The sequence below is a fragment of the Ralstonia sp. 25mfcol4.1 genome, assembly GCF_900104095.1.
Classification (GTDB): Bacteria; Pseudomonadota; Gammaproteobacteria; order Burkholderiales; family Burkholderiaceae; genus Cupriavidus.
On sequence record NZ_FNJO01000015.1, the window covers coordinates 70,259 to 95,197 of the forward strand.

The 24,939-nt window shown below is 67.3% G+C and carries 25 protein-coding genes; 13 read left to right on the plus strand and 12 right to left on the minus strand.

The features are described 5' to 3' along the window. Window positions 1–41 precede the first annotated feature (41 nt). Together BLQ58_RS22915 and BLQ58_RS22920 are read left to right on the plus strand one after the other, a co-directional pair. Window positions 42–1,247 (plus strand): MFS transporter, encoded by a 1,206-nt coding sequence (locus BLQ58_RS22915; RefSeq protein WP_092602279.1) that lies wholly within the window; start codon window positions 42–44, stop codon window positions 1,245–1,247. A 50-nt stretch (window positions 1,248–1,297) separates the two neighbouring features. After that, window positions 1,298–2,329, plus strand: a complete 1,032-nt coding sequence (locus BLQ58_RS22920; protein ID WP_092602281.1) for a GlxA family transcriptional regulator — start codon at window positions 1,298–1,300, stop codon at window positions 2,327–2,329. A 31-nt stretch (window positions 2,330–2,360) separates the two neighbouring features. On the opposite strand, the gene htpX is transcribed toward BLQ58_RS22920, so the two are convergent. Together htpX and BLQ58_RS22930 are read right to left on the minus strand one after the other, a co-directional pair. Continuing rightward, complete coding sequence (gene htpX / locus BLQ58_RS22925) at window positions 2,361–3,239, minus strand: protease HtpX (protein WP_092602283.1); 879 nt, start codon at window positions 3,237–3,239, stop codon at window positions 2,361–2,363. Window positions 3,240–3,354: 115 nt separating this feature from the next. After that, a complete protein-coding gene (locus BLQ58_RS22930) occupies window positions 3,355–3,714 on the minus strand; it encodes a hypothetical protein (protein WP_254776074.1) in 360 nt (119 codons plus the stop codon). A gap of 209 nt (window positions 3,715–3,923) precedes the next feature. Here BLQ58_RS22930 and BLQ58_RS22935 point away from each other — a divergent pair, with 209 nt between their 5' ends. The 3 genes from BLQ58_RS22935 (at window position 3,924) to BLQ58_RS22945 (ending at window position 5,879) form a co-directional block, all read left to right on the plus strand. Continuing rightward, window positions 3,924–4,367: a Cd(II)/Pb(II)-responsive transcriptional regulator gene (locus BLQ58_RS22935; protein ID WP_092602285.1), complete on the plus strand. Its 444-nt coding sequence runs from the start codon at window positions 3,924–3,926 to the stop codon at window positions 4,365–4,367. Between the two features lie 445 nt (window positions 4,368–4,812). Beyond that, on the plus strand, window positions 4,813–5,226 hold the full coding sequence (gene rnk, locus BLQ58_RS22940; RefSeq protein ID WP_092602287.1) for a nucleoside diphosphate kinase regulator: 414 nt from the start codon (window positions 4,813–4,815) through the stop codon (window positions 5,224–5,226). Window positions 5,227–5,540: 314 nt separating this feature from the next. Continuing rightward, window positions 5,541–5,879, plus strand: a complete 339-nt coding sequence (locus BLQ58_RS22945; protein ID WP_092602288.1) for a hypothetical protein — start codon at window positions 5,541–5,543, stop codon at window positions 5,877–5,879. Between the two features lie 194 nt (window positions 5,880–6,073). Here BLQ58_RS22945 and BLQ58_RS22950 read toward each other — a convergent pair whose 3' ends face one another. From BLQ58_RS22950 to gcl, 6 genes are all read right to left on the minus strand, one after another. Next, on the minus strand, window positions 6,074–6,949 hold the full coding sequence (locus BLQ58_RS22950) for a KPN_02809 family neutral zinc metallopeptidase (RefSeq protein ID WP_092602290.1): 876 nt from the start codon (window positions 6,947–6,949) through the stop codon (window positions 6,074–6,076). A gap of 357 nt (window positions 6,950–7,306) precedes the next feature. Further along, window positions 7,307–8,773, minus strand: a complete 1,467-nt coding sequence (gene pyk, locus BLQ58_RS22955) for a pyruvate kinase (RefSeq protein ID WP_092602292.1) — start codon at window positions 8,771–8,773, stop codon at window positions 7,307–7,309. A 44-nt stretch (window positions 8,774–8,817) separates the two neighbouring features. Beyond that, entirely contained in the window at window positions 8,818–10,140 is a 1,323-nt protein-coding gene (locus BLQ58_RS22960; RefSeq protein ID WP_092602294.1) for a glycerate kinase type-2 family protein, read from the minus strand. 75 nt (window positions 10,141–10,215) lie between these two features. Beyond that, window positions 10,216–11,151, minus strand: coding sequence for a 2-hydroxy-3-oxopropionate reductase (locus BLQ58_RS22965; protein ID WP_175459976.1), 936 nt, complete (start codon window positions 11,149–11,151; stop codon window positions 10,216–10,218). 161 nt (window positions 11,152–11,312) lie between these two features. Next, on the minus strand, window positions 11,313–12,092 hold the full coding sequence (gene hyi / locus BLQ58_RS22970) for a hydroxypyruvate isomerase (protein ID WP_092602298.1): 780 nt from the start codon (window positions 12,090–12,092) through the stop codon (window positions 11,313–11,315). Between the two features lie 100 nt (window positions 12,093–12,192). Beyond that, complete coding sequence (gene gcl / locus BLQ58_RS22975; RefSeq protein WP_092602300.1) at window positions 12,193–13,977, minus strand: glyoxylate carboligase; 1,785 nt, start codon at window positions 13,975–13,977, stop codon at window positions 12,193–12,195. Window positions 13,978–14,263: 286 nt separating this feature from the next. Here gcl and BLQ58_RS22980 point away from each other — a divergent pair, with 286 nt between their 5' ends. Together BLQ58_RS22980 and BLQ58_RS22985 are read left to right on the plus strand one after the other, a co-directional pair. Further along, complete coding sequence (locus BLQ58_RS22980; protein WP_092602302.1) at window positions 14,264–14,932, plus strand: hypothetical protein; 669 nt, start codon at window positions 14,264–14,266, stop codon at window positions 14,930–14,932. Between the two features lie 145 nt (window positions 14,933–15,077). Next, on the plus strand, window positions 15,078–16,025 hold the full coding sequence (locus tag BLQ58_RS22985) for a LysR family transcriptional regulator (RefSeq protein ID WP_092602304.1): 948 nt from the start codon (window positions 15,078–15,080) through the stop codon (window positions 16,023–16,025). 306 nt (window positions 16,026–16,331) lie between these two features. On the opposite strand, the gene BLQ58_RS22990 is transcribed toward BLQ58_RS22985, so the two are convergent. Continuing rightward, window positions 16,332–17,024 carry a GntR family transcriptional regulator gene (locus BLQ58_RS22990; RefSeq protein ID WP_092602306.1) on the minus strand — a complete coding sequence of 231 codons (693 nt, stop codon included), beginning with the start codon at window positions 17,022–17,024 and terminating at the stop codon, window positions 16,332–16,334. A gap of 50 nt (window positions 17,025–17,074) precedes the next feature. Continuing rightward, a complete protein-coding gene (locus BLQ58_RS22995) occupies window positions 17,075–18,475 on the minus strand; it encodes a C4-dicarboxylate transporter DctA (RefSeq protein ID WP_092602308.1) in 1,401 nt (466 codons plus the stop codon). 402 nt (window positions 18,476–18,877) lie between these two features. On the opposite strand from BLQ58_RS22995, the gene BLQ58_RS23000 reads away from it, so the two are divergent. Together BLQ58_RS23000 and BLQ58_RS23005 are read left to right on the plus strand one after the other, a co-directional pair. After that, entirely contained in the window at window positions 18,878–20,134 is a 1,257-nt protein-coding gene (locus BLQ58_RS23000; RefSeq protein ID WP_092602310.1) for an allantoate amidohydrolase, read from the plus strand. A gap of 36 nt (window positions 20,135–20,170) precedes the next feature. After that, window positions 20,171–21,439 carry a M20/M25/M40 family metallo-hydrolase gene (locus tag BLQ58_RS23005; RefSeq protein ID WP_092602312.1) on the plus strand — a complete coding sequence of 423 codons (1,269 nt, stop codon included), beginning with the start codon at window positions 20,171–20,173 and terminating at the stop codon, window positions 21,437–21,439. 125 nt (window positions 21,440–21,564) lie between these two features. On the opposite strand, the gene BLQ58_RS23010 is transcribed toward BLQ58_RS23005, so the two are convergent. After that, the gene (locus BLQ58_RS23010) at window positions 21,565–22,104 is read right to left on the minus strand and encodes a MarR family winged helix-turn-helix transcriptional regulator (RefSeq protein WP_092602314.1); all 540 of its coding nucleotides are present in this window, start codon (window positions 22,102–22,104) and stop codon (window positions 21,565–21,567) included. A 59-nt stretch (window positions 22,105–22,163) separates the two neighbouring features. On the opposite strand from BLQ58_RS23010, the gene BLQ58_RS23015 reads away from it, so the two are divergent. Genes BLQ58_RS23015 through BLQ58_RS23025 form a run of 3 tightly spaced genes read left to right on the plus strand, consistent with a single transcriptional unit; the run spans window position 22,164 to window position 23,734 of the window. Continuing rightward, window positions 22,164–22,625, plus strand: coding sequence for a carboxymuconolactone decarboxylase family protein (locus BLQ58_RS23015; RefSeq protein ID WP_092602316.1), 462 nt, complete (start codon window positions 22,164–22,166; stop codon window positions 22,623–22,625). After that, complete coding sequence (locus BLQ58_RS23020) at window positions 22,622–23,089, plus strand: GNAT family N-acetyltransferase (RefSeq protein ID WP_092602318.1); 468 nt, start codon at window positions 22,622–22,624, stop codon at window positions 23,087–23,089. The genes BLQ58_RS23015 and BLQ58_RS23020 overlap by 4 nt, the downstream gene beginning before the upstream one ends. 21 nt (window positions 23,090–23,110) lie before the next feature. Beyond that, window positions 23,111–23,734, plus strand: a complete 624-nt coding sequence (locus tag BLQ58_RS23025; RefSeq protein ID WP_092602320.1) for an FMN-dependent NADH-azoreductase — start codon at window positions 23,111–23,113, stop codon at window positions 23,732–23,734. A gap of 35 nt (window positions 23,735–23,769) precedes the next feature. On the opposite strand, the gene BLQ58_RS23030 is transcribed toward BLQ58_RS23025, so the two are convergent. Beyond that, window positions 23,770–24,357, minus strand: a complete 588-nt coding sequence (locus BLQ58_RS23030; RefSeq protein WP_092602322.1) for a GNAT family N-acetyltransferase — start codon at window positions 24,355–24,357, stop codon at window positions 23,770–23,772. A 190-nt stretch (window positions 24,358–24,547) separates the two neighbouring features. On the opposite strand from BLQ58_RS23030, the gene arsC reads away from it, so the two are divergent. Then, the gene (gene arsC, locus BLQ58_RS23035; RefSeq protein WP_092602324.1) at window positions 24,548–24,907 is read left to right on the plus strand and encodes an arsenate reductase (glutaredoxin); all 360 of its coding nucleotides are present in this window, start codon (window positions 24,548–24,550) and stop codon (window positions 24,905–24,907) included. Window positions 24,908–24,939 lie beyond the last annotated feature (32 nt).

The following is a 24,939-nucleotide window of genomic DNA, read 5'->3' on the forward strand; positions in this document are numbered from 1 at the left end:
ACGCTGGAAACCATCCCTTTTTCCAGAATCCGGAGACTCCGATGGCTTCCCCCGCGATGCGCCAGGCGCGCGTGCTGGCGCTGTGCCAGGCGCTGTTCACGTCCGCCATATCCGTCGACCTGACGCTGACCGGGCTGGTCGGCTACACGCTCGCGCCAGCCAAGGCGTTGGCCACGCTGCCGTTCGCGCTGATTACCGTGGCGGGCGCGGCCACGGCCCTGGGCGTGCCGTTCGTGATCGAACGATTCGGGCGCCGCTTCGCGTTTTGCCTGGGCGGCGTGGCCTGCATGCTGGGCGGATGGGTGTCGGTGGCGGCGATCTGGCGCCACGACTTCTGGCTGTTCTGCGCCGGTACGGCCCTGGTCGGCGTGTTCCAGTCGTTCGCCCGCTTCTACCGGCTGGCCGCCGCCGACGCAGCGCCGCTGCCGGAAAAGCCGCGCGTGATCTCGGTGGTACTGACCGGCGGTGTGGTGGCCGCCGTGTGCGGCCCGGCCATTGCGGCGTGGAGTGCCGGCATGATGCTGCCGACGCCCTTTGCCGGATCCTACGCCGTGGTGGCGGCCTTCGGGGCGCTGACCGTGATGCTGCTGATGCTGGCGTACCGCGAGTCGCCGGTCGCCCTGGCCGCCGCCGCCGCCGACACCCGGCCGGCGCGCCCGCTCGGCGAGATCGTCCGGCAGCCGGTGTTCCTGGCGTCGTTTGCCAACAACGGCATTGGCAACGCCGTGATGATGTTCGTGATGACCGCCACGCCGATTGCGGCCATCGCGTGCAACCACACGATCGCGCAGGGCGCGCAAATCATCGAATGGCATCTGGTGGGCATGTACGCACCGTCGTTCTTCTCGGGGTGGCTGCTGCAGCGGTTCGGCAACCCGGTGATGCTGGTGGCCGGCATCGCGCTATCCGCGCTGGCTGCCGTGGTGGCGCTGTGCTCGACGTCGCTGGTGGCGTTCTACGTGGCGCTGCTGTGCCTGGGCATGGGGTGGAATTTCATGTCGGTGGGCGGCACGACGCTGCTGGCCGGCAGCTATCGGCCCAGCGAACGGGCGCGCACGCAGTCGGCCAGCGAGTTTTCGTCGGCCGTGCTGACGGCGGCCGCCACGCTGGCGGCAGGTCAGGTGCTGACCGTCTGGGGCTGGCAGGGCGTGAATCTGGCGGTACTGCCGGCGCTGGGCATCGCGCTGGTGGTGACGCTGGCGTGGCAGCGCCGGGAACGGGCGGCGGCGGTGGCTGCGGCAGTATGATCGTGGCAACGTAAGCGCCAGCGCGTCAATCACCCATCACGCAACACATCATGCACCTCGTCCCAGACCCGCCGCGCGTCGTGGTGATCGTCGCGCCAGATCCGTCGCAGGAACTTGACGTGACGGGGCCCACGGCAGTCTTCAGCACGGCAAGCAAGCTCTGCGGCCGCGACCAGCCGGCGTACGAGGTCCACGTGGCGAGCGTCAGCGACGACGCCATCGTGCATACCGAATGCGGGCTGCGGCTGCTGGCCGAGGCGCCGTACCACCAGATCGCCGGCCGGATCGGCAAGCCCATCGATACGATGCTGATCTCCGGCGGCGCGGGCTCGCGCGCCGCCGCGGATGACGCGCGGCTGATCGACTGGCTGCGCGAGCAGGCCGGCACGGTGCGGCGCATGGGTGCCGTGTGCACGGGCGCCTTCGCGCTGTGCCGCACCGGCCTGCTCGACGGCCAGCGCGTGACCACGCATTGGCGCCACGCCGAACGGCTGGCGCAGCGTCATCCCGAACTGACTGTCGATGCCGATCCGATCTGGATTCGCGCCGGACGCTTCTACACGTCGGCCGGCGTCACGGCAGGCATGGACCTGTCGCTGGCGCTGGTCGAGGAAGACCTGGGCCACGCGGTGTCGCTGGAAGTGGCGCGGGAACTGGTGATGTTCCTGCGTCGCCCCGGCAGCCAGGCGCAGTTTTCCACCGTGCTGCGCGCGCAAGCGGCGCAAAGCCCGGAGTTGCGCGCGCTGCAGACGTGGATCGCCGACAACCTCGGCCGCGACCTGTCGGTGGGGGTGCTGGCCGAGCAGGCGGCCATGAGCCCCCGCAACTTTGCTCGGGTTTTCGTCAAGCAGGTAGGAGAAACGCCAGCGCGCTATGTGGAGCGGCTGCGCGTGGAAGCCGTGCGGCGGCTGCTGGAAGGCAGCGACCGCCGGCTCGAAGCGATCGCCCGCACCACGGGATTCGGCAATGCCGATGTCATGCGGCAGGCGTTCCTGCGTCATGTGCAGACCACGCCCGAACGCTACCGGGCTGCGTTCCGGTCGGACGCGGCGGAGGCGGGGGAAGACGGCCTGGCGGCGTAGCCGTACGGGCCACGCCGCCGGCCGTACCGCATCAGCGGGCGTTCTGCAGCGCGGCGATACGCGATTCGATCGGCGGGTGGCTGGAAAACAGCGCCATCCACGACTTGCCGCCCGAGATGCCCATGGCCTGCATGTTCTGCGGCAGGCCGTCGGCGTCCAGTCCACCGAGGCGGCGCAGCGCGCCCACCATCGGCACGGGCGTACCCATCAGGCCGGCCGCGCCCGCATCGGCCCGGTACTCGCGATGCCGTGAGAAAGCCGCCACGATGATGCTGGCCAGGATGCCGAACACGATCTCGCAGACCACCACCGTGATCATGTAGCCGATGCCGGGGCCGCTCGATTCCTCGTCATTGCGGCGCAGCCACGAGTCGACAAAGTAGCCGACCACGCGTGCCATGAAGATCACGAACGTGTTCACCACGCCCTGGATCAGCGTCAGGGTGACCATGTCGCCGTTGGCGATGTGGGCCACCTCGTGCGCCAGCACGGCCTCCACCTCGTCATGCGACATCGATTGCAGCAGGCCCGTGGACACGGCCACCAGCGAACTGTTTTTCGACGCGCCCGTGGCAAAGGCGTTGGGCTCGCCGTCGTAGATGGCCACTTCGGGCATCGGCAGGCCGGCGCGCGTGGCCAGCTTCTCGACGGTCTGCACCAGCCAGAGTTCGGTGCTGGTGCTCGGATGGGTGATGACCTGGGCACCGGTGGACCACTTGGCGATGGTCTTGGACATCAGCAGCGAGATGAACGACCCGCCAAAGCCCATCAGCGCGGCAAAGGCCAGCAGCATGCCGAGGTTCAGGCCGTTGGACGTCAGGAAGCGGTTCACGCCCAGCAGGCTGGCGGTGATGCTGAGGACGAGCATGACGGCGATGTTGGTCGCCAGGAACAGGAAAATGCGTTTCATGGTTGTGGGGCAGTGCAGGTAAGGACGCGGACAGGCCGCAGGCGCGCACGGCACGCATCCGGCGTGCCGCGCGACAGGGGTAGGCGCGGCACATCTCGGCCGCGCGAAAGCGGGATCAGCCGCGCGGCGGGCGCGGCAGCCGGGGCAGGTCGGGATCGGGCAGCGGGGCGGCCGCGTAGCGCGGCACGGTGCCACGCGCGGCCGATGTCACCACACGCGGCAGGGGCGCCGGCAGCAGCTGCTCGGCAAAGTCGGCGCCGGGCGGCGTCGGCTCGGCACTATCGGCAGGCAGGGAGGAATCGGGCGAAACCGGCGCGGCAGACGGATGGGATACATCAGCCGGGTCGGCGGCCACCGCGACGTTGCCTTGCGCCATGGCGGCCACGTGCGGCGCCTGTATGCCTGGGGCTGCCATGGACGTACCAATGCCGGCCCAGGCCTGCAGGGGCAGGAAGGCAAGCAGCACGATCATCATCAGGAGCCGAAGCGGAGGCACGGGGGCGGGTGACGCACAATACAAAAACGATGCGTCGATTCTACAGGATGACGCGCCAGCCGCAGGGCAGCCGATTGCCGTGCCGACGCGGCCGTTACTGCAAGCCCGGCGGGACAGGTCTACACTATCGACTAACCCTGTAATGACTACAGGGATGAATCATCGATCCCAGTTCGGAGACTTCTGCCATGCGCATCGGCGAACTGTCGCGCCATAGCGGCTGCGACGTGGAAACCATCCGGTATTACGAACGCGAAGGGCTGCTCGACGCCCCCCAGCGCGAAGACAACGGCTACCGGCGCTATGGCGACGGTCACCTGGTGCAGCTGAATTTCGTGCGCCACTGCCGCTCGCTGGGCATGAGCCTGGCCGATGTCCGCCGGCTGCGCGACTTCCAGCGCAACCCGTCGCTGGCGTGTGCCGATATCGACACGTTGCTGGATCGCCAGATCGAGCAGATCCACGCGCAACGTGTGGCGCTTGAGGCGCTGGAAGGGCAGCTCCGTACGCTGCGCCATACCTGCGAAAATCCCAATCCGCATCCGGCCAGCGAGTGCGGCATCCTCCAGAACCTGCAGCAGGCTGCAGAAGGGGCTGGCTGCGAGTGCCATCCGGAGCCGCCGCGACACTGAACCGCCAGGCAGTTCACGCGAGCCGAGTCCCGGCCAGAGCGGGGATGTTTCTCATCGGCCGTGTGGCGATGGCTGTGCTAGCATGGCCGTTCGCGTCCCAGAGGCGCTTTTTTTCAGAAATTTCCTACGATGTCTCGCCGCCTTCCGTCCGCCGCCCTTGTCCTGGTTCGCACCATGCGACCGGCGTGCGCGCGCATGGTGGCGCAGCCCATCACCGCCACCCGCCGGATCAACGCCCCGCTTGATCCTGCCCGGTTCCCGGCCTGACCGACCCCACTCCTGAGCAGCAAGGGTCCGGTGCCGAACCGGGCCCGAGCCACCACGCTAATCCGCTGTAACGCCGCCGGTGCCTGTTGCGCGCCGGCCCGACCGAATTTCAACGGCTGCCGCCTGCGCCGGGGTTTCGTCCCGACGCGCGGCCACCGCTTTTGCGAGAGGCACTGCCATGGCAAAGACCAAGAACCCGACCCTCTACCTGACCGAACTCGACGTGACCCGCCTGGAGGGTATCGCCAGCCGTGCCGGCACCGCCGAGCTGGACGAGATGCTCGACGAACTGCTGGCCCGCGCGGCCATCGTGTCGCCCGATGCCATTCCCAGGGATGTCGTGACGATGAATTCGCGCGTCGTCTGCACGCTGGAAGGCGAAGCCGCGCCGCGTGAGTGGACACTGGCTTATCCGGACGATGCCGACCTGGCGGCGGGCCGGCTGTCGGTGCTGTCGCCGATCGGTCAGGCCCTGCTGGGTGCCCGCGCCGGCAAGACCGTCGACTATCGCCTGCCTAACGGCGGCGCGCAGCGCGTGACCATTGTCAGCATCGCGTTCCAGCCCGAGGCCAGCGGCCAGTACACGCTCTGAACCCACGGCCGCGCTGCGTGACGGAAGACGTCCGCGGCGCCCGCCACCTGCCCGTGCGCGTACCGCAGGGTAGGTGGCCTGTTCCGTACAGCGGAATACCCCTCCTGGCAGCCATTCGGTCGCCAACCCCTACCGTTCATCCACAGACCCGGCATTTCACGGCGAGCAACGCACCATTCGTCGCAGCGGTGTTTCTCGTAGAAGTGCTAGCCACTAACCTTCAGTCCGTGCTCGCATCGCTACACAGATAGCGCGTCCGGGCAGTAGTCAGCTGTATCCATAAAAAAGTTGTGAATCAGTTGAAGGAGTCCCAGATGAACGCCAAACGTATCCTTGGCGGCGCTCTCGTGCTTGCCACGTTTGCTGCGTCGACCGCTTTTGCCGCGCCCGCCTCGACCAAGAAGGTCGGCAAGTTCGACGTGTATGCCGATGCCGCGCGCCAAGGCAAGTTCGACACGTACAGTGAAGGCTCGAAGATCGGCAAGTTCGATTTCTTCACCGACGGCCAACGCAAGTTCGACAGCTACACGGACGGCGCCCGCCAGGGCAAGTTCGACAGTTTCGGCGAAGGCGCACGCAGCTTCAGCGGCGAGATCTCCGGCTCCGCGCTGGACAACTCGCGCAACGGCGATCTGTACGGCTACAAGGTCTGATGACCTGTCAGCCGGCCAGAACGCAAATCGGCGGCCCCGGGTCACCTCCGGGCCGCCGATTCTGATTTCCGGTTTCTCTCCCACCTGCGCGGCCGACCTCCTCCTTCTCTCTGAAGTCGCGCAGGTGATTTTTCCCCCGCCTGCCGTTATCGCATTTTTTCCCGTAGTTCTTTCCTGATTTTTCCGAAGTACCGTCAGAGCTGCCGCTGCGCGAAGGTGTCGCACTTGCGGATGTCGCCGGTCGTCAGGCCCTGTCGCAGCCACCGCACGCGTTGTTCGCTGGTGCCGTGCGTGAACGCCTCGGGCACCACATAGCCCTGCGACTGCTTCTGCAGGCGGTCGTCGCCGATCGCGGCCGCGGCCTTCAGACCCTGTTCGATATCGCCGGGCTCGATCAGCTGCTGGTTGAGCTTGCCCGCCGTGGCGGCCCACACGCCGGCCAGGCAGTCCGCCTGCAGTTCCATGCGCACCGAAAGCTGATTGGCCTGCGCCTCGCTCATGCGGCGCCGCGCGGCATCCACCTTGTTCGACACGCCCAGCAGGTTCTGAACGTGATGGCCAACTTCGTGGGCGATCACATAGGCCTGGGCGAAGTCGCCGCCCGCGCCGAACCGCTGGCGCAGTTCGTTGTAGAACGACAGATCGATATAGACCTTCTGGTCGGCGGGACAGTAGAACGGCCCCATGGCCGACTGCCCCGTGCCGCACGCGGTGGGCGTGGCGCCCGTGAACATCACCAGCGTCGGCGGCGCATAGCGGCGGTTCAGGTCGCTCTCGAAGATGTGTTCCCATGTACGCTCGGTATTGCCCAGGACCTTGCGCGTGAACACCGAGAGCTGGTCGGTGGCCGGCGGCCGGTGCGACTGCGATTGCGGGGCCTGTTCCTGCTGTTGCTGCAGCGCCGAGCCGCCCTGCAGGATCAGCCTGGGGTCGATGCCGAAGAAGTACGACGCGGCCAGCGCAACGATGATCGTGCCGATGCCGATCGATTTGCCGCCGATGCCGAATCCGCCACCTCCACCACGGCGGTCTTCCACATTCTGGCTTTCGGCTTCGTCATCGAGACGCATGTTGTTACGCTCCGGGGATCTGTTATGCCAATGGAGTATAGCAACGGCTATGCCACCGGCTCCGGCGCCCCTGCGCGCACACGCCGGGCAGCCGCAGCCACGCGGCGAACTGACGAACCTGCCGTGTCGCGCGGCAACGGGTGGCGCCCTCTGGCCCCGACGAGTAGCGGTAAGCACCAGCTGCCCGGGATGCGAAGGGGCGGCTACATCGCGTTTCTGTCAAAGGACGCCCTGCGCATCGCGATGGCCAAAAAGAGCGCCGCCCACGCCAATCGGGCTGTGGATTGGCGTGGGCGGCGGCTGAACGGGGGGTCAGCCCGTCCTACGCAAGGGAAAGCGCGATATGTGGTGCAGTCGTCAGACGGCGGCCGTGGCGGGCGCCTTGCTGATATCCAGCGCGGCCACTTCCGTACCAACCTCCGCCACGCGCAGCAGGTTGGTCGTGCCGCCCTGGCCGAACGGCATGCCGGCCGCAATCGTGATCTGGTCGCCCGGCGCGGCATAGCCTTCCACCAGCGCGGCGCGGGCCGCGGCTTCCACCATCTCGTCCACGCTCTGCACGTCCGGGCTCACCGTCGAATGCACGCCCCAGGTGATGGCCAGCCGGCGGGCGATATCCAGGTTCGGCGTGATGCTGACGATCGGCGCGCACGGCCGCTCGCGGGCGGCACGCAGTGCGGTGGCGCCCGACGACGTGTACGTCACCGTGGCCTTGGCGCCGATGATATGCGTGACCTCGCGCAGCGCGGCGCAGATCGCGTCCTGGCGCGTGGAAAGCGGCACCTCGTGCTGGGCGTCGATCATGTTGCGGTAGAGCGGATCGCGCTCCACCTCGGTGATGATGCGATCCATCATCGACACGGCCGGCACTGGATGGCGGCCGTTGGCGGACTCGGCCGACAGCATCACCGCATCGGCGCCGTCGTAGATCGCGCTGGCCACGTCCGACGCTTCGGCGCGCGTGGGCACCGGCGAATCGATCATTGATTCCAGCATCTGCGTGGCAATCACCACCGGCTTGCCCAGCTGGCGGCAGATGCGCAGGATGCGCTTCTGTACGCCGGGCACGCGCTCGGGCGGCAGTTCCACGCCCAGGTCGCCACGGGCCACCATGACGGAATCGGACACGCGCACGATCTCGTCGAGCTGCTGCAGCGCAGCCGGCTTCTCGATCTTCGACAGCACGCCGGCACGCGTGCCGATGATCTCGCGCGCCTCGACGATGTCCGACGGCCGCTGCACGAACGACAGCGCGATCCAGTCGGCGCCCAGTTCCAGCGCAAATGCCAGGTCGCGGCGGTCCTTGTCGGTGAGCGCGGGAATCGGGATCACGGCGTCGGGCACGTTCACGCCCTTGCGGTCGGACAGCGTGCCGTTGTTGGCCACCCGCGTGGTGATGCTGCCGCTGGCCACCGCCTCGATGTTCAGGCGTACCTTGCCGTCGTCGATCAGCAGCGACTGGCCCGCTTTGGCCGCCTGGAACAGCTCGGGGTGCGGCAGGTAGACGCGCGTGGCGTCGCCGGGGGTCGGGTCGCTGTCCAGTACGAACGTATCGCCGGCGCGCACGGCCACCTTGCCCACGGCGAACGTGCCGATGCGCAGCTTGGGGCCCTGCAGGTCGGCCAGGATCGCGATGGGTCGGCCCGTCTCGGCCTCCACCCGCCGCACGGCGTCGTAGCGGGCCCGGTGATCATCGTGCGTGCCGTGGCTGAAGTTCAGGCGGAACACGTCGGCTCCGGCATCGAACAGCTGGCGGATCACCGCGATGTCCGAGCTGGCCGGGCCCAGGGTGGCCACGATCTTGGCTTTGCGCTGGCGTCTCATGAAAGTCTCCTTCTCCATCCTCTTTTATGCTGCAGCTCGCGATCTCAAACGATCAGGATCGCGCGGAAATCGTTGACGTTGGTACGGGTGGGCCCGGTCACGACCAGATCGTCGAGCCCGGCAAAGAAGCCGTAGCCGTCGTTGTTGTCCAGGTGTGCGCGGGCCGACAGGCCGCGCGATGCGGCGCGCGTCAGCGTGTCGGGGCCCAGCAGCGCACCGGCGTTGTCTTCGGAACCGTCGATGCCGTCGGTGTCGGCCGCCATCGCGTGCACGCCGGGCAGGCCATCGAGTGCCACCGCCAGCGACAGCAGGAATTCCGCGTTGCGGCCGCCCCGGCCGTTGCCGCGCACGGTGACCGTGGTCTCGCCGCCGGACAGGATCACGCACGGTTTCTGGAACGGCTGCCCATGGGCGACGATCTGGCGGGCGATGGCGGCATGCACTTCGGCCACGTCGCGGGCCTCGCCCTCGATGCTGTCGGACAGGATGTGCGCGGTCAGGCCCAGTTCGCGGGCGCGGGCGGCGGCAGCTTCCAGCGACTGCTGCGCGCTGGCCAGCGTGACGCTGCGGTGGCCTTCGAAGCGGGCATCGCCGGGCTTGGGCGTTTCACCGGCGCCGGACTCCAGGTGCGCACGCACGTTGGCCGGCACGTCGATGTCGTACTTGGCGATGACCGCGAGCGCGTCGGCGCACGTGGTGGCGTCGGGCAGCGTGGGGCCGCTGGCGATCAGCGTCGGATCGTCGCCGGGAATATCGGAAATCAGCAGCGTCTCCACACGGGCCGGTGCGCAGGCCAGGGCGAGGCGGCCCCCCTTGAGCGCGGACAGGTGCTTGCGCACGCAGTTCATCTCGCCGATGCTGGCGCCGCTGCGCAGCAGCGCCTTGTTCACCGCCTGCTTGTCAGCCAGCGTGATGCCGGGCGCGGGCGCGGCCAGCAGCGCCGAGCCGCCGCCGGAAATTAGGCAAAGTACGAGGTCATCGGCTGTCAGGCCCTGCACCAGTTCCACCATGCGCTGCGCGGCCTGCTGGCCCGCGGCATCGGGCACCGGATGGGCGGCCTCGACCACTTCGATACGGTGGCAATCGGCGCCATGGTCGTAGCGCGTCACCACCAGCCCCGACAGCTCGCCTTGCCAGTGCGCGTCCACAGTCTGCGCCATCGCCGCAGCGGCCTTGCCTGCCCCGATCACCACGGTGCGGCCCTTCGGCGGCTGCGGCAGGTGTGGCGGCAGGCAGTGGCTGGCGCTCACGGCGGCCACTGCCGTATCGAACAGGTCGCGCAGCAAGGCGCGGGCTTGTGCAGGGTTGCGATAGTCGGTCTGCCGCTGGGGCGAAAGCAGGGCGGCGTTGGCGTCGGTGGCGAACATGCGAATCCTGAGGAATCTTGGGAAAAACGATGCAATCGCCTTCACGCAAAGGCGATTGCAATACTGCTATGGCATTTACTTCGCGGCTTTGGCGATTTCGTGATTCGACATGATCTCGATCGCACGGCACAGCGCCGAGTGGTCGAGCTTGCCGTAGCCATTGGCGGCGCACGCGTTGAACAGTTCCTGCGCGGCCGACGTGTTCGGCAGCGACACGCCCAGCGTCTTGGCGCCCTGCAGGGCCAGGTTCAGGTCCTTCTGGTGCAGTTCGATGCGGAAGCCCGGATCGAACGTACGCTTGACCATGCGCTCGCCGTGAACTTCAAGAATCCGCGATGCCGCAAAGCCGCCCATCAGCGCCTGGCGCACCTTGGCCGGGTCGGCGCCAGCCTTCGAGGCGAACAGCAGCGCCTCGGACACGGCCTGGATGTTCAGCGCCACGATGATCTGGTTGGCCACCTTGGTGGTCTGGCCGTCACCGTTGCCGCCCACCAGCGTGATGTTCTTGCCCATCAGCTCGAACAGCGGCTTCACCTCGTCGAACGCTTCCGACGGGCCGCCCACCATGATCGTCAGCGAGGCAGCCTTGGCACCCACTTCGCCGCCCGACACCGGGGCGTCCAGGTACGAAGCGCCGAGCTTGTTGATGCGCGCGGCGAAGTCCTTGGTGGCGATGGGCGAGATCGAGCTCATGTCGACCACGATCTTGCCGTAGGTGGCTTCCTTGCCGGCGGCCTTGAACGCGGCGGCGATGCCCTTTTCGGCGAACAGCACGGCTTCCACGTGCGGGGTGTCCGGCACCATGACGATCACGATGTCGGCGCGCTTGGCCACTTCCTCGGCGCTGGTGCAGACGGTGACGCCGGCATCGACCAGGGCCTGCGGGGCCGGGTTCACGTCATGCACGAACAGCGTGTGGCCGGCGGCGCGCAGGTGGCCCGCCATCGGTGCGCCCATGATGCCCAGGCCGATAAAGCCGACGTTGCGTTGGTTTGCCATGTTTGTCTCCATTGGATCAGATTGAGTGGGTTTCTCCCCTCTCCCATTCATGGGAGAGGGGCGGAGGAGAGGGCCAGCCGTTCGAATTGCCACTCTCGGCAAGCAGGGCGCTGTTGCCCTCTCCCCCAACCCCTCTCCCGCAAAGCGGGAGAGGGGAGCGGACTTTCCGTACTTCAGACGCCGTGCGCGGCGCGCCAGCCCAGGCCGGCTTCGGTGGTGGTCTTCGGCTTGTACTCGCAGCCGATCCAGCCCTGGTAGCCGATCTCGTCGAGGAAGCGGAACAGGTAGGGGTAGTTCAGTTCGCCGGTGCCCGGTTCGTTGCGGCCGGGGTTGTCGGCCAGCTGCACGTGGCGGATCTTCGGCAGGTTGGCGCGGATCGTGTTGGCGATCTCGCCCTCCATGCGCTGCATGTGATAGATGTCGTACTGCACGTAGAGGTTGGGCGCGTTGACCTGGCCGATCAGGTCGACGGCCTGCTGCGTGCGCGACAGGAAGAAGCCGGGAATGTCGAACGTGTTGATCGGTTCGACCAGCAGGTCGATATGTTCCCTGGCCAGCGCGTTGGCGGCGAAGCGCAGGTTCTCGACCAGCGTCTCGTTGGCCTGCTCGCGCTTGACGTTCTGCGGCAGGATGCCCACCAGGCAGTTCAGCTGCCGCACGCCCAGCACCTTGGCGTACTTGATGGCTTCACCCACGCCGTCCTGGAACTCGCCCACGCGGTCCGGGTGGCAGGCGATGCCCCGCTCGCCGGCATCCCACTTGCCGGCCGGCAGGTTGTGCAGAACCAGGTCCAGCTGGAAGCGGTTCAGGCGGTCGGCGATCTGGTCGGCGTGGAACGCGTACGGAAACAGGAACTCCACGCCACGGAACCCGGCGCGGGCGGCGGCCTCGAAACGGTCCAGGAAGCCCACTTCGTTGAACAGCATCGTCAGGTTGGCTGCGAGCTTTGGCATTGTGATGTCTCTCTCGGTGTTGGGAAAAACGGTGGCCCGGCCGCCCCGGTGGAGCGGGGCGGTGGGCGTACTGCAGGTATGACAGGGTTCGGCGCGAGACTTACGCGGTGACGGTCTCTTCGGCCAGGATCGCTTCTTCCGCGTCTTCCAGGTCTTCGATCGGCTCGAACTCGTTGATGTTGTCGATCTCGGTGCCCATCGCGATGTTGGTCACGCGCTCCAGGATCACCTCGACGACGACCGGCACCGAGAACTCGGCCATCAGGTCGCGGGCTTCGGCAAAGGCCGGGGCGATGTCCTCGGGCTTGAACACGCGGATCGCCTTGCAGCCCAGGCCTTCCACGACCTTCACGTGGTCCACGCCGTAGCCTTCCAGTTCGGGCGCGTTGACGTTGTCGAAGGCCAGCTGCACGCAGTAGTCCATCTCGAAGTTGCGCTGCGCCTGGCGGATCAGGCCAAGGTACGAGTTGTTCACCACCACGTGGATGTACGGCACCTTGAACTGCGCGGCCACGGCCAGTTCCTCGATCATGAACTGGAAGTCGTAGTCGCCGGAGATGGCCACGATGTCCGAGTTCGGCGACGCGGTCTTCACGCCGATGGCGGCCGGAATGGTCCAGCCCAGCGGGCCGGCCTGGCCGCAGTTGATCCAGTGGCGCGGCTGGTTCACCGACAGGAACTGCGCGGCGGCGATCTGCGACAGGCCGATCGTCGTCACGTAGCGCACGTCGCGCGGGAAGTACTGGTTCATCTCGCGGTACACGCGCTGCGGCTTGACCGGCACGTTGTCGAAGTCGCTCTTGCGCTTCATGGTGCGGCGGCGCTTCTGCACGTCGGCCACCCAGGCCTTGCGGCACGGCAGGCGGCCGGCCATCTTCATTTCGCGTGCCACTTCCACGAACAGCTCCAGCGCGGCCTTGGCGTCGGACACGATGCCCAGGTCCGGGCCGAACACGCGGCCGATCTGGGTGGGCTCGATATCGACGTGCACGAACTTGCGGCCCTTCGTGTACACGTCGATGCTGCCGGTGTGGCGGTTGGCCCAGCGGTTGCCGATGCCCATCACGAAGTCCGAAGCCAGCAGCGTCGCGTTGCCATAGCGGTGCGACGTCTGCAGGCCCACCATGCCGGCCTGCAGCGGATGGTCGTCGGCCAGCACGCCCCAGCCCATCAGGGTCGGCACGACCGGCACGTTGACCAGTTCGGCAAACTCGACCAGCAGCTCGTCGGCGTTGGCGTTGATCACACCGCCGCCGCAGACGATCAGCGGACGCTCGGCCTGGTTCAGCATCGAGATGGCTTTCTCGATCTGGGCGCGCGAGGCGGCCGGCTTGTACGGCTGCAGCGGCTGGTACGTTTCCGGATCGAATTCGATCTCGGCCACCTGCACGTCGAACGGCAGGTCGATCAGCACCGGACCCGGGCGGCCCGAGCGCATCAGATGGAACGCCTGCTGGAACACCTGCGGCACCAGCGCCGGCTCACGCACGGTGACGGCCCACTTGGTCACCGGCTTGGCGATCGATTCGATATCGACGGCCTGGAAGTCTTCCTTGTACAGGCGGGCGCGCGGCGCCTGGCCGGTGATGCACAGGATAGGGATCGAATCGGCCCAGGCCGAGTACAGGCCCGTGATCATGTCGGTGCCGGCGGGGCCCGACGTACCGACGCAGACGCCGATGTTGCCGGGCTCGGCACGCGTGTAGCCCTCGGCCATGTGCGAGGCGCCTTCCACGTGGCGGGCCAGCAGGTGGCGGATCGACCCAGCCTTGCGCATGGCCGAGTAGAACGGATTGATGGCGGCGCCGGGCACGCCGAACGCGGTGGTGATGCCTTCCTTTTCCAGCACGGCAATGGCCGCGTCGACTGCTCTCATCTTCGGCATGTCTCTCTCCAGTACGCTCAGAAGCAATGGTTGGGATTTCGTTCTGGCGTTGACTTTATGCCCGGAGAGGGCTGTGGATAAACAGAAGGGCGATCAGTTGATTCGATACCTGGCGTAAGGAATGCTGCAGCAAGTGACGCGTAAATGTGCACTTTCAGATACACGTCCGCGCCGCAACACGGCACCCCCCGATACGTGGGGTTGGGGTAATTTGCGACGGTTTTCCCCTATCGGCGGCAACCGGGCCCGGGTCAAAATAGCGGGTTTGGAATCGCCCTGTTTCGCCATGTACACGCGGCTGCCGAGCACCTACGAACTGATGGAAGCGTTGCAGACGGCGCCGGCCGAAAAATCGCCCGACGGCCGGCTGGCTATGGGCCTGTGGGCCGGCTTCGTCCTGGCACTGGTGCCGACGCTCGTGGCCGGCGGGGCGCTGGTCTGGTGGCACCAGGTCCTGGCGCAGGCGCCGCCGGCCTGGCTGCCGCAGGCGTTCCACGTGCTGCTGGCCATCAGCGGGGGGTTCTATGCCGGCGCGTGGCTGTCGCGGCTGCTGGCCGGCCGAGATGCACTGCGTCATCCCTTGCGGTGGCTGAGCCGCCGTGTCGATGCCCAGAGCGAAGTCGAGAATGCGCTGCTGCTGCGCCTGGGCCGGATTCCGGTGTTGCAACTGCGCGCGCGGCAGCGGCGCGTCCTGCTGCAGGCGCGGCTGTGGGAAGGGGGCGCGCGCACGGTGGCGCTGATCCTGGCGCTGGTGCCGGCGGCCGTCGTGCTGGCAGACGGGCTGGCGGTCATGGCCCCGGGCCATGGCCCCTCGGTGGTGGCGCTCTACGCCGTGGTGCTGGTCGGCGGCAGCGCGCTGGCGCTGTTCGCGCAACTGCAATGCAGCACGCCACTCCGACGCCTGGCCCACGTGCTTGGCGAGGCCGCGGAGATCAACGAAAAGCTCGGCCGCTAGGCCGGATCCGGTTCTTCCAGCGCCCGGCCGGGGAGCCATCTTCAGCGCCGTTCATGGCGTGCGACGGATGCACGGCATCGCCGTGCGGGGATGCGCACCATGGCGTCCATGCCTCACAATGTGTCGGCAGGAGACAAAAGGCGTTATGGACAAACTCAAACAAATCGAAGCATTCATCGCCGTGGTGGAACACGGCAGCATGGCCGCCGCGGCGCTCACGCAGAACGTGACGCCGGTCATGATCGGCCGGCGCATCAACGCGCTGGAAGCCCGCATCGGCGTGAAGCTGCTGCACCGGTCCACCCGGCGCATCGTGGTGACGGAGCAGGGCGCGGCGTTCATGGAGCAGTGCAAGAAGGCGCTGTCGGATCTGGATCGCGCCGAGATGCTGATCGCCGAAGGCAAGCACAAGGCCACCGGCCACCTGATCGTGTCGGCGCCGGCCGCCTTTGGCCGCAAGCACGTGGCGCCGCATGCGCCGGCGTTCCTGTCGGCCAATCCCGAAGTCCAGATCTCGTTCAACCTGACCGACCGGGTGGTGGACCTGGTGCGCGAGGGCTACGACCTGGGCATCCGCATCGGCGGCGCCATCGACCCGAACTTCGTGGCGATCAAGCTGGCCACCAACAAGCGCGTGGTGTGCGGCACCCCGGCCTACTTCGCCAGACATGGCGTGCCACATACGCTCGAAGACCTGGAAAAGCACAACTGCCTGGCATTCAACCTGCAGGGCGGCCAGCAGCGCGGCTGGTACTTCCAGCAGAACGGCAAGACCGTGACCGTGCGGGTGCGCGGCAACCTCGACTGCAATGACGGCGAACTGCTGCACCGCTGGACTGGCGAAAGCCTGGGGCTGGGATGGCGCTCGACGTGGGAAATCCTGCCGCAGCTGGAAAGCGGCGAGCTGATCACCGTGCTCGATGAGTTCGCGCTGCCCGACTACGACATCCTGGCGGTGTACCCGCAACAGCGGCCGGTGCCGGCCAAGATCCGCTTCTTCATCGAACACCTGAAGCAGGCGTTCGCCAAACCGGGCTACTGGACCGAGCGCGGCAGCAGCTGGACCGACGCCGCCCAGCGGCAGTCAGCCTGAGGGCGGAGATCGGGCGGAAATCAGGCGGGAAAGAGGGAAGACCGGAAGACCGGGAGACCGGGAGACCGGGAGACCGGGAGATCGGGAGATCGGGAGACCGGGAGACCGGGAGACCGGGAGACGGCAGGAATGCCGGAAGGGCAGCCCAAAAGAAAAAGCCCGCAGCCGTTGCGGTCTGCGGGCAGCCCTTCTTGCGAAGGACGGGGAGAGCTCATGAAGTGCGCCCCCGCAACTTCATGGCGAGGGGAATGATGCGCCTCCCACCCCGTCCACGTCCTTGATGGCGATCAAGCCTGATGCACTGGCCTACGCCAGCAATGCGGCGACCAGGTCCTTGCCGCGCGTGGCGGCCGGTACTTCCTCGAAGTGCAGCGCGCTTTCGACGTGATTCAGGTGCTCCACCATCAGCGCCACGGCCCGGTCGGCGTCGCCTGCGCGGGCGGCTTCGATGAACGCCCGGTGCTCGTCGGACGAACACGTGGCATCGCGCCGGCTCTGGTAAAGCATGGTGATCACCGCGCTGCGCATCGACAGCTCGCGCATGATTTCCGTCAGCACGTTGTTGCCCGCCACCTCCGCCAGCACGATGTGGAAATCGCCCAGCAAGCGGGTGCGCGTCTGCGCGTCGTTGCCCGCCAGCGACTTCCGTTCGGCGGCCAGATGCTTTTCGATGCGCTTGTAGTCGGCCGGCGTGGCGCGGGCCACGAATTCGCGCGCCAGTGCGGCCTCCAGGATGCGGCGCACGGCAAAGACCTCGCGCGCCTCTTCGGCGCTGGGCTTGGCCACGAACGCACCCTTGTCCGGCACGATCTGGATGACCTTGTCCTTGGACAGCATCAGCAGCGCCGCGCGCACCTTGGTACGGCTGACGCGGTAGACGCTGGCCAGGGCTTCCTCGCGCAGCTTGGTGCCGGGCGGCAGCCGGTGCGAGACGATGGCCGCGACGATATCGTCGGCAATCGCCTCGGCGGTCATGTCTGGATCGATATGCTCGGGCATGGTGTGCGCGTCTCTTGCCGGACCTGCGCGTTGACTGGGATGGCGCGATTCTACCGTCCCGACGCCGCCCCGGGCAGCGGCGCCGGCACAGGGACTTCCCCGACGCCGTCCGCCAGCGCCGACAGCCCTTCGTCCAGTTCGCCGGCCGGGATGGTGCCGTTGAGCACGCCGTGGGCGCGCTCGCGGTCGATATCGCGTTCCCAGGCCGCCACCACCACGGTCGCCACGCAGTTGCCGATCAGGTTGCCCACGGCGCGGGCGATGCCGATGAACCAGTCCACCGACAGCACCAGCACCAGCCCGATGGCGGGGATGGCCGGATGGGCCGACAGCGTGGCCGCCAGGATCACGATGGCCGACCCCGGAATGCCGTGCGCGCCCTTGGACGTGACCAGCGCCACGGCCAGGATGCCGAGCAGGTCGCCCAGCGCCAGCGGCGTATTGGTGGCCTGCGCGATAAACACCGCCGCCAGCGTCAGGTAGATCGAGAACGCATCCAGGTTGAACGAGTAGCCGGTGGGGATCACCAGGCCCACCACCGACTTCTTGATGCCCATGAATTCGAGCTTCTTCATGACCTGCGGCAGCACGCTGTCCGACGAGGCCGTGCCCAGCACCACCAGCAGTTCGGCGCGCAGGTAGCGGATCAGCTTCAGCACCGAGAAGCCGCACAGGCGCAGGATCAGGCCCAGCACGCCCAGCACGAAGACCACCACGGCGCCGTAGAACAGGATCACCAGGAAGCCGAGCTGCTTGAGCGACCCGATGCCGTACTTGCCCACCGTGAAGGCCACGGCGCCCAGCACGCCCAGCGGCGCCAGCTTGATGATGAAGCCCATCATCTTGAACAGCGTGGCCGAGAAGTTGTCGATCATCCGCACCAGCGGCTTGCCCGGTTCGCCCACCACCGACAGCGCGCAGCCGAACAGCACCGACACCAGCAGCACCTGCAGCACGTCGCCGCTGGTGAACGCGCCCATGATCGTGTTCGGGATCAGCTTCATCAGGAAGTCCACCGTGCCGGCGCTCTTCACCTTGTCGGCCGATTCGATGTAGGCGGCCATGGCCGAGATGTCGAGGCTGCGCGGGTTCACGTTCATGCCGGTGCCCGGCTGGAACACGTAGGCCAGCACGATGCCCAGCGCCAGCGCGATGGTCGTGACGATCTCGAAGTAGACCACCGCCTTGATGCCCACGCGGCCCACCTTCTTGAGTTCGCCGGCGCCGCAGATGCCGGCCACCACCACGCAGAAGACCACCGGGCCGATCAGCATCTTGATCAGCTTGATGAAGCCGTCGCCCAGCGGCTTGAGCTTGGCGGCGAATTCGGGAAAGGCGAGGCCCAGGAGGGTGCCGAGCGCCAGGGCAATCAGTACCTGGCCAAACAACGAACGGGTGAAGCGCGTGTGCAGGCGGCCGGCGGCGCGCTGCGTGGGTACGGCATGCTGCATTGTTGTCTCCGTGCCGGGCGGGTCCGTGGCGCATCGCTTGCCATCGGCCTGCCCTGATCTGGTTCAGGGGTGCCCGCCGTCACATGCCTGCCGACGCCGGGATGGTTGCACTTCCGGAAGGTACTGGGGCCAATCGGCCCGCCCGCCTTGCCCCACGCGGAAAGCCCCCCTGTTGAGGCGGAATCCACGCCATCCACTTGTCCGGACCGGATTGTCCGCGGCGGATTGTCGGTGCGTGGAAGCCAATATAGTGCATATCATTTTTGTATGCAATTTTTGAATTCACTGTGCTAACATGAATCGCACAGAATAGAGAGCACGGTCCCGGGCGCCCGCCCGGACTGGCAGGATTGCCAGGCATCCTTGAACCGGGCTCAGGCACCAAGCAGGAGAGACACGCACATGGCAGCAACCCCTACGCCGTTGTCCGCTGACACCGGCACCCGCATCATGGCCTGGGCCGACAGCCTGGCCGTCCATACCGATCAGCCCGGACTGCTCACCCGCACCTACCTGACCGACGCCCACCACGGCGCTGCCGCGCAGCTGACCGAATGGATGGAAGCGGCCGGCATGACCGTGCGCCGCGACGCCGCCGGCAACGTGATCGGCCGCTACGAAGGCACCAAACCCAATGCCCCCGCACTGCTGACCGGCTCGCACTTCGACACCGTGCGCGATGCCGGCCGCTACGACGGCAACCTGGGCGTGATCCTGCCGATTGCCTGCGTGGCCGAGTGGAACCGCCAGGGCAGGCGCTTTCCGTTTGCGCTGGAAGTGGTCGGGTTTGCCGAGGAAGAGGGCGTGCGCTTCAAGGCCACGCTGCTGGGCAGCCGCGCCATCGCCGGCACGTTCGACACCAACGTGCTCGACAACGTGGACGACTCCGGCAAGACCATGCGCGAAGTGATGCGTGCCGCCGGCTTTGAACCCGACCAGCTGCCCGCCGCCCGCCACGATCGCAGCCGGGTGCTGGCCTTCATCGAGGTGCATATCGAGCAGGGCCCCGTGCTGTTGAACGAAGGCCTGCCCGTGGGCGTGGTCACGGCGATCTCGGGCGCCACGCGCTTTATCGTCGAACTGGAAGGCCTGGCCGGGCACGCCGGCACGGTGCCGATGGACATGCGCCGCGACGCCGCGATGGCGGGCGCAGAGATCGGCCTGTTCATCGAGAAGCGTTGCGGCGGCAAGCCGGGCCTGGTGGGCACGGTAGGCCAGTTCAACGTGCCGAACGGCGCCACCAACGTGGTGCCGGGCCGCGCGACGTTTTCCATCGACATCCGCGCCGGCATCGATGCCGAGCGCGAGGCCGCCGTCAACGACGTGCTGGCCGAAATCGAACGTGTCTGCGCGCGCCGCAACGTGCGCGCGCAGATCCGCAAGACGCACGAGGCCGCCAGCGTGCCGTGCGCGCCGTGGCTGCAGTCGCAATGGGCTGCCGCCGTGGAACGCCAGAACGTACCCGTGCGTCACCTGCCCTCCGGTGCCGGCCATGACGCGATGGCCATCGCCGCCATCGCCGATGTGGCCATGCTGTTCGTTCGCTGCGGCAACGGCGGCATCAGCCACCATCCCACCGAGACCATGACGGCCGAAGACGCCCAGATTGCCGCGCGCGTGTTCGCGGACTTCGTCGAGCACTTTCACCGTCCCCAATAAGCCTACCGGCAACCAGAAGACTCCCGAGATACGAAGATGACCGCACGAGACAACATGAATCCCATCGAATCCACGCTGACCCAGTTCATCGACCAGCACCGTCCGCAGCAGGAAGCGTTCCTGGCCGAACTGGTCAAGGTGCCGTCGGACAACCCCGCCGGCGATTGCGCGGCCCACGGCAAGCGTGCCAAGGAACTGCTGGAAGGGCTGGGCTTCAAGGTGGAAGCCCACAAGGTGCCTGATGAACTGGTCAAGGCGGCCGGCATGATCAGCGCCACGAACCTGCTGGTGCGCAAGACGTTCGGCAGCGGCGGCCCCACCATCGCGATGAACGCGCACGGCGACGTGGTGCCGCCGGGCCTGGGCTGGACCAAGGATCCGTACGGCGGCGAGATCGCCGACAGCGAACACGGCCCGGTCATGTACGGTCGCGGCGTGGCCGTGTCGAAGTCGGACTTCGCCACCTACGCGTACGCCGTGCTGGCGCTGCAGGAAGCCGAGAGGCAGGGCGCGAAGATCAACGGCACCGTGGAACTGCAATTCACGTACGACGAGGAAACCGGCGGCGACATCGGCCCGAAGTTCCTGCTCGACGAAGGCCTGACCAAGCCCGACTACGCGATCTCGGCCGGCTTCTCGTACGGCATCACGTCGGCGCACAACGGGTGCCTGCACGTGGAAGTGACCGTCAAGGGCAAGCAGGGCCACGCCGCCATGCCGCACACGGGCGTGGACGCCATCGAGGCCGCCACGCACATCCTGCACGCGGTCTACGGCCTGCGCGCCGAACTGGCCACGCGCAAGAGCAAGGTGCCGGGCATCGACACCGCCACGCTGAACGTCGGCCTGATCAAGGGCGGCATCAACACCAACGTGGTGCCTGACCTGGTCACGTTCCGCGTGGACCGCCGCATGATTCCGGAAGAGATCGGCTTCGACGCCGAAGGCGAGCTGCGCGCCGTGGTGGAAAAGGCCGCCAAGGATCGTCCGGGTATCGAGGTCAAGGTCGAGCGCATCATCCTGGCCGAGCCGCTGTCGGAACTGCCGGGCGTGGACAAGCTGATCGGCGCGCTGAAGACGCGTGCCGAATCGGTGTTCGGCGTGGAAATCCCGGTGCAGGGCGTGCCGCTCTACACCGACGCGCGCCACTACACGAGCCGCGGCATCCCGACCGTGCTGTACGGCGCCGGCCCGCGCACGCTGATGGAAGCCCGCGGCCACAATTCCGACGAAAACCTGCGCCTGAACGACCTGAACCGCGCCACCAAGGTGGTGGCCCTGGCGCTGTCCGACCTGATGGCCTGAGCCGTCGGCATCGGCAGCCACGCAGAACCCTGTAGCACCCCCTTGTTGTGATGATGGCCCGTACGGCGTTTGCCGGCGGGCCTTTTTTCATGGCGGTGGCGGCCGCGCCAGCGCGGCGGGCATCGCTATTCCGCCAGATCCTCGCCGGGCACGGCCAGGCTCACCAGCCAGCGCCGCACCACGGCTTCCTCGTCGGGCGTCAGCCCCGCGCGCAACTGCTGGTCGACCTCGGTGGCGCGTACCTTGCACTGCGCCAGCAGCGCGCGGCCGGCCTCGGACAGCGCGACGGTCTGGATGCGGCCATGCACCGGATGCGGCTGGCGGACGATCGCACCCATCTTGTCCAGATTGCCCATGATGACGCTGACCGTCTGCGGCGTCAGCATCGCCAGCCGCGCCACGTCGGCGCCCGAGATGCCGGGGTAGGCCCCGAGCATCGTCAGCACGAAGAACTGCGGCAGCGTGACGCCCAGATCGGCCAGCGCGCGCTCCATACGTAGCCGGTTGGCCGCGCTGGCCTGCCGCAGCAGGTACGCCAGATAGCCGCTTTCACCGCGCTTGCCTTCGCCCGGTGCCGGAATCGCCACGTCGTCGGCGGGCTCGCTGTCCCGTTTCGCCGGGTTCTTCCCCTGGTTTTTCCCTTTGGACGGCAGGGTCTTTGTCATAATGTCAGAACTCTTACATTAATCTTCGAACTCTGACATCTTACCCGAAGGAGTTCGACATGGATTTCCAGGCTTTCACGCAGGCCGCGCCCGACGTCTACGCGTCGCTGGGTGGCGTCAGCAAGGCGGTGACGGCGTCCGGCATGGACAAGGCGCTGACCGAACTGGTCAAGCTGCGCGTCTCGCAGATCAATGGCTGTGCCTTTTGCCTGCAGTACCACCTGAACATCGCGCGCAAGCTGGATATCGACCCGCGCAAGTTCGACCTGCTGGCAGGCTGGCGTGACGCCGGCATCTATGCCGAACGCGAAATGGCCGCGCTGGGCTGGGCCGAGGCCCTGACGCAGCTGACCGATCCGCCGGCCCGCGATGCCGCGCTGGCCCGGGCCCAGGCGGTGTTCGACGACAGGGAGCTGGTGTTCCTGGCCGCGACCATTGCGTCGATCAACGCCTGGAACCGTATCGCTGTCGGGCTGCACTTTCCGCCGCCGGCGGCCGAACCCGACCGGAGCCAGGCATGAGCGCGAACATCGCTGCCGGCGGGCAGATCACCGGCCGGATCCAGATCCGGCGGCTGGAAACGGCCGCCGAGGTGGCCGACGCCTTCCCGCTGATGCACCAGCTGCGCCCGCACCTGGCCGATGCGGCCGAACTGGTCACGCGCTGGCGCCGCCAGACCGGCGACGGCTACCATCTGGCCGGACTGTGGGACGGCGAGCGCCTGGTCGCCCTGGCCGGCTATCGCTTCGCGGACAACCTGATCGTCGGCCACCATACGTACGTGGATGATCTTGTCACCGACGCCAACGCGCGCAGCGGCGGGTACGGCCGGCAACTGATGGACTGGCTGAAGGCCGAGACCAAAGCGGCAGGCTGCACCGAGCTTGTGCTCGATACCCCGCTGACCAATGTGCTGGGGCACCGCTTCTATTACCGAAACGGCCTGCTGGCGCGGGCCCTGCGCTTCTATTTTCCGATCGACTGAACCGGTCCACTTGAGCGAAACATGGCAACCCTGCTTCACCTGAACGTCAGCCCCCGTGGCGACGCCTCCACCAGCCGCCGCGCGGGCCGGATCGTGCGTGCGGAACTGGCCGCCCGACATGGCGAACTGACCGTGATCGAACGCGACCTGGCGGCCCAGCCGCTGCCGCCCATCGACGCGGCCTTTACCGACGCCAACATGGCGGTGGCCGCCGGACGCGCCGACGCCGATCCCGCCGCGCTGGCGCTGTCGGAGACGCTGATCGCCGAACTGCAGGCCGCCGACATGGTGCTGATCACCACGCCGATGCACAACTTCACGGTGCCGGCATCGCTTAAGACGTGGATCGACCTGGTCGTCCGGACGGACCGCACGTTTGCCCGGACGCCGCAAGGCAAGCAGGGCCTGCTGCGCGACCGCCCGGTGCTGGCCGTGGTGTCGTGCGGTGGCCGGTTCTCGGACGACGCCGCGAGCCAGCGCGATTTTTTCGGCCCGTACCTGACCTATGTGCTGGAGACGATCGGGCTGAAGCAGGTAGAGATCCTGCGCATGGAAAGTACGTCGCGCGGGCCCGAGCACGTGGCCCGGGCTTTCGACCAGCTGCAGTCCTGGTGCGCCACGGTGGTACCGAGGATGCTGGCGTAGGGCGCAGGGGTGTAGGGGCGCAGGGCGCAGAGGCGCTAGCGCAGGGCGTCCGGGTCGGGCAGCGTTGCGTCGCCCGCCCCCAGCGGGCGCTGCATCAGCAAGGTATCGATCCACTGGCCATGCTTGAGGCCGACCGATTCCAGCCGGCCAACGGTACGGAACCCCAGCCGCTCGTGCACGGCCACCGAGCCCGCGCCTTCGCCGCTGGACGTCAGCGCCACCACGGCAACCATCTGGCGCCAGGGGCCGGCCTCGCAACGCGCGATCAGCTCGGCCAGCAGCGCGCGGCCCAGGCCTTCGCCGGTATGGCGATGGTGGATATAGATCGAATCCTCGATCGCGAAGCGGTAGGCACTGCGGGCGCGATAGCTCGACGCATAGGCGTACCCCAGGATCTCGCCATCGCGCTCGGCCACGATATAGGGCAGGCCCTTGCGCAAGACTTCGGCAAAGCGCATCTGCATGTCGTCGGGCGTAGGCGCGACCTCCTCGAACGAGGCGCGGCCGTGCGCCACATGGTGGGCGTAGATGGCGTGGATGGCGGGCACGTCGGCAGCGGTGGCATCGCGCAGGGCGAAGGGCTTGCGGACGGGAACGGCAGTGGTTTCGGGCAGCGCGGACACGGTTTCTCTAAATAGTGCAGGGCAGCGCCGGCACGGTGCCGGCGACCCTGGAAGACGGGGTGATCATGCCCATGCACGATGCATGCCCGCCACATCCCGTACCTTACCGCGCCAGCGTGGTGCATGCGCGCGTCGCGGCGGTATAGTGCGGGATATTTGAACGCCCGAAAGCAGGCAGGAGGAAGCCGCCATGATCACGATCTACCATAACCCCCGTTGCTCCAAGTCGCGCGAAACGCTTGCGCTGGTGGAGACCGCTGCGCAGCGGCTGGGCGAGCCTGTGGAGATCGTCGAATACCTGAAGTCGCCGCCCACGCTGTCCACGCTGCGCCAGCTGCATACGATGCTGGGCGTGCCGGTGCGCGAAATGATCCGCGACGGCGAGTCCGTCTACAAGGAACTGGATCTGGCCGATTCGGGCCTGACCGACGCCGAACTGCTGGCCGCCGTGGCCGACAACCCCATCCTGCTGCAGCGTCCGGTGGTGGTGCGCAACCGCCGCGCCGTGATCGGCCGTCCGCCCGAGAACGTGGCCCCGCTGCTGGCCTGATTCGCGCGTTTGTTGCGGCGCACAAAATAGAA

What these genes read in the sequence shown, in the direction of transcription:
- BLQ58_RS22980 (WP_092602302.1), top strand. Translation starts at nt 14,264, where the DNA reads ATGTACACGCGGCTGCCGAGCACCTACGAACTGATGGAAGCGTTGCAG.
- hyi (WP_092602298.1), bottom strand. Translation starts at nt 12,092, where the DNA reads ATGCCAAAGCTCGCAGCCAACCTGACGATGCTGTTCAACGAAGTGGGC.
- BLQ58_RS22965 (WP_175459976.1), bottom strand. Translation starts at nt 11,151, where the DNA reads ATGGAGACAAACATGGCAAACCAACGCAACGTCGGCTTTATCGGCCTG.
- BLQ58_RS23015 (WP_092602316.1), top strand. Translation starts at nt 22,164, where the DNA reads ATGGATTTCCAGGCTTTCACGCAGGCCGCGCCCGACGTCTACGCGTCG.
- BLQ58_RS22985 (WP_092602304.1), top strand. Translation starts at nt 15,078, where the DNA reads ATGGACAAACTCAAACAAATCGAAGCATTCATCGCCGTGGTGGAACAC.
- BLQ58_RS22935 (WP_092602285.1), top strand. Translation starts at nt 3,924, where the DNA reads ATGCGCATCGGCGAACTGTCGCGCCATAGCGGCTGCGACGTGGAAACC.
- BLQ58_RS22995 (WP_092602308.1), bottom strand. Translation starts at nt 18,475, where the DNA reads ATGCAGCATGCCGTACCCACGCAGCGCGCCGCCGGCCGCCTGCACACG.
- htpX (WP_092602283.1), bottom strand. Translation starts at nt 3,239, where the DNA reads ATGAAACGCATTTTCCTGTTCCTGGCGACCAACATCGCCGTCATGCTC.
- gcl (WP_092602300.1), bottom strand. Translation starts at nt 13,977, where the DNA reads ATGCCGAAGATGAGAGCAGTCGACGCGGCCATTGCCGTGCTGGAAAAG.
- BLQ58_RS22990 (WP_092602306.1), bottom strand. Translation starts at nt 17,024, where the DNA reads ATGCCCGAGCATATCGATCCAGACATGACCGCCGAGGCGATTGCCGAC.
- BLQ58_RS22930 (WP_254776074.1), bottom strand. Translation starts at nt 3,714, where the DNA reads ATGATGATCGTGCTGCTTGCCTTCCTGCCCCTGCAGGCCTGGGCCGGC.
- BLQ58_RS22945 (WP_092602288.1), top strand. Translation starts at nt 5,541, where the DNA reads ATGAACGCCAAACGTATCCTTGGCGGCGCTCTCGTGCTTGCCACGTTT.
- BLQ58_RS22960 (WP_092602294.1), bottom strand. Translation starts at nt 10,140, where the DNA reads ATGTTCGCCACCGACGCCAACGCCGCCCTGCTTTCGCCCCAGCGGCAG.
- BLQ58_RS23025 (WP_092602320.1), top strand. Translation starts at nt 23,111, where the DNA reads ATGGCAACCCTGCTTCACCTGAACGTCAGCCCCCGTGGCGACGCCTCC.
- BLQ58_RS23010 (WP_092602314.1), bottom strand. Translation starts at nt 22,104, where the DNA reads ATGACAAAGACCCTGCCGTCCAAAGGGAAAAACCAGGGGAAGAACCCG.
- pyk (WP_092602292.1), bottom strand. Translation starts at nt 8,773, where the DNA reads ATGAGACGCCAGCGCAAAGCCAAGATCGTGGCCACCCTGGGCCCGGCC.
- BLQ58_RS23020 (WP_092602318.1), top strand. Translation starts at nt 22,622, where the DNA reads ATGAGCGCGAACATCGCTGCCGGCGGGCAGATCACCGGCCGGATCCAG.
- BLQ58_RS23000 (WP_092602310.1), top strand. Translation starts at nt 18,878, where the DNA reads ATGGCAGCAACCCCTACGCCGTTGTCCGCTGACACCGGCACCCGCATC.
- BLQ58_RS22915 (WP_092602279.1), top strand. Translation starts at nt 42, where the DNA reads ATGGCTTCCCCCGCGATGCGCCAGGCGCGCGTGCTGGCGCTGTGCCAG.
- BLQ58_RS23005 (WP_092602312.1), top strand. Translation starts at nt 20,171, where the DNA reads ATGACCGCACGAGACAACATGAATCCCATCGAATCCACGCTGACCCAG.
- arsC (WP_092602324.1), top strand. Translation starts at nt 24,548, where the DNA reads ATGATCACGATCTACCATAACCCCCGTTGCTCCAAGTCGCGCGAAACG.
- rnk (WP_092602287.1), top strand. Translation starts at nt 4,813, where the DNA reads ATGGCAAAGACCAAGAACCCGACCCTCTACCTGACCGAACTCGACGTG.
- BLQ58_RS22920 (WP_092602281.1), top strand. Translation starts at nt 1,298, where the DNA reads ATGCACCTCGTCCCAGACCCGCCGCGCGTCGTGGTGATCGTCGCGCCA.
- BLQ58_RS22950 (WP_092602290.1), bottom strand. Translation starts at nt 6,949, where the DNA reads ATGCGTCTCGATGACGAAGCCGAAAGCCAGAATGTGGAAGACCGCCGT.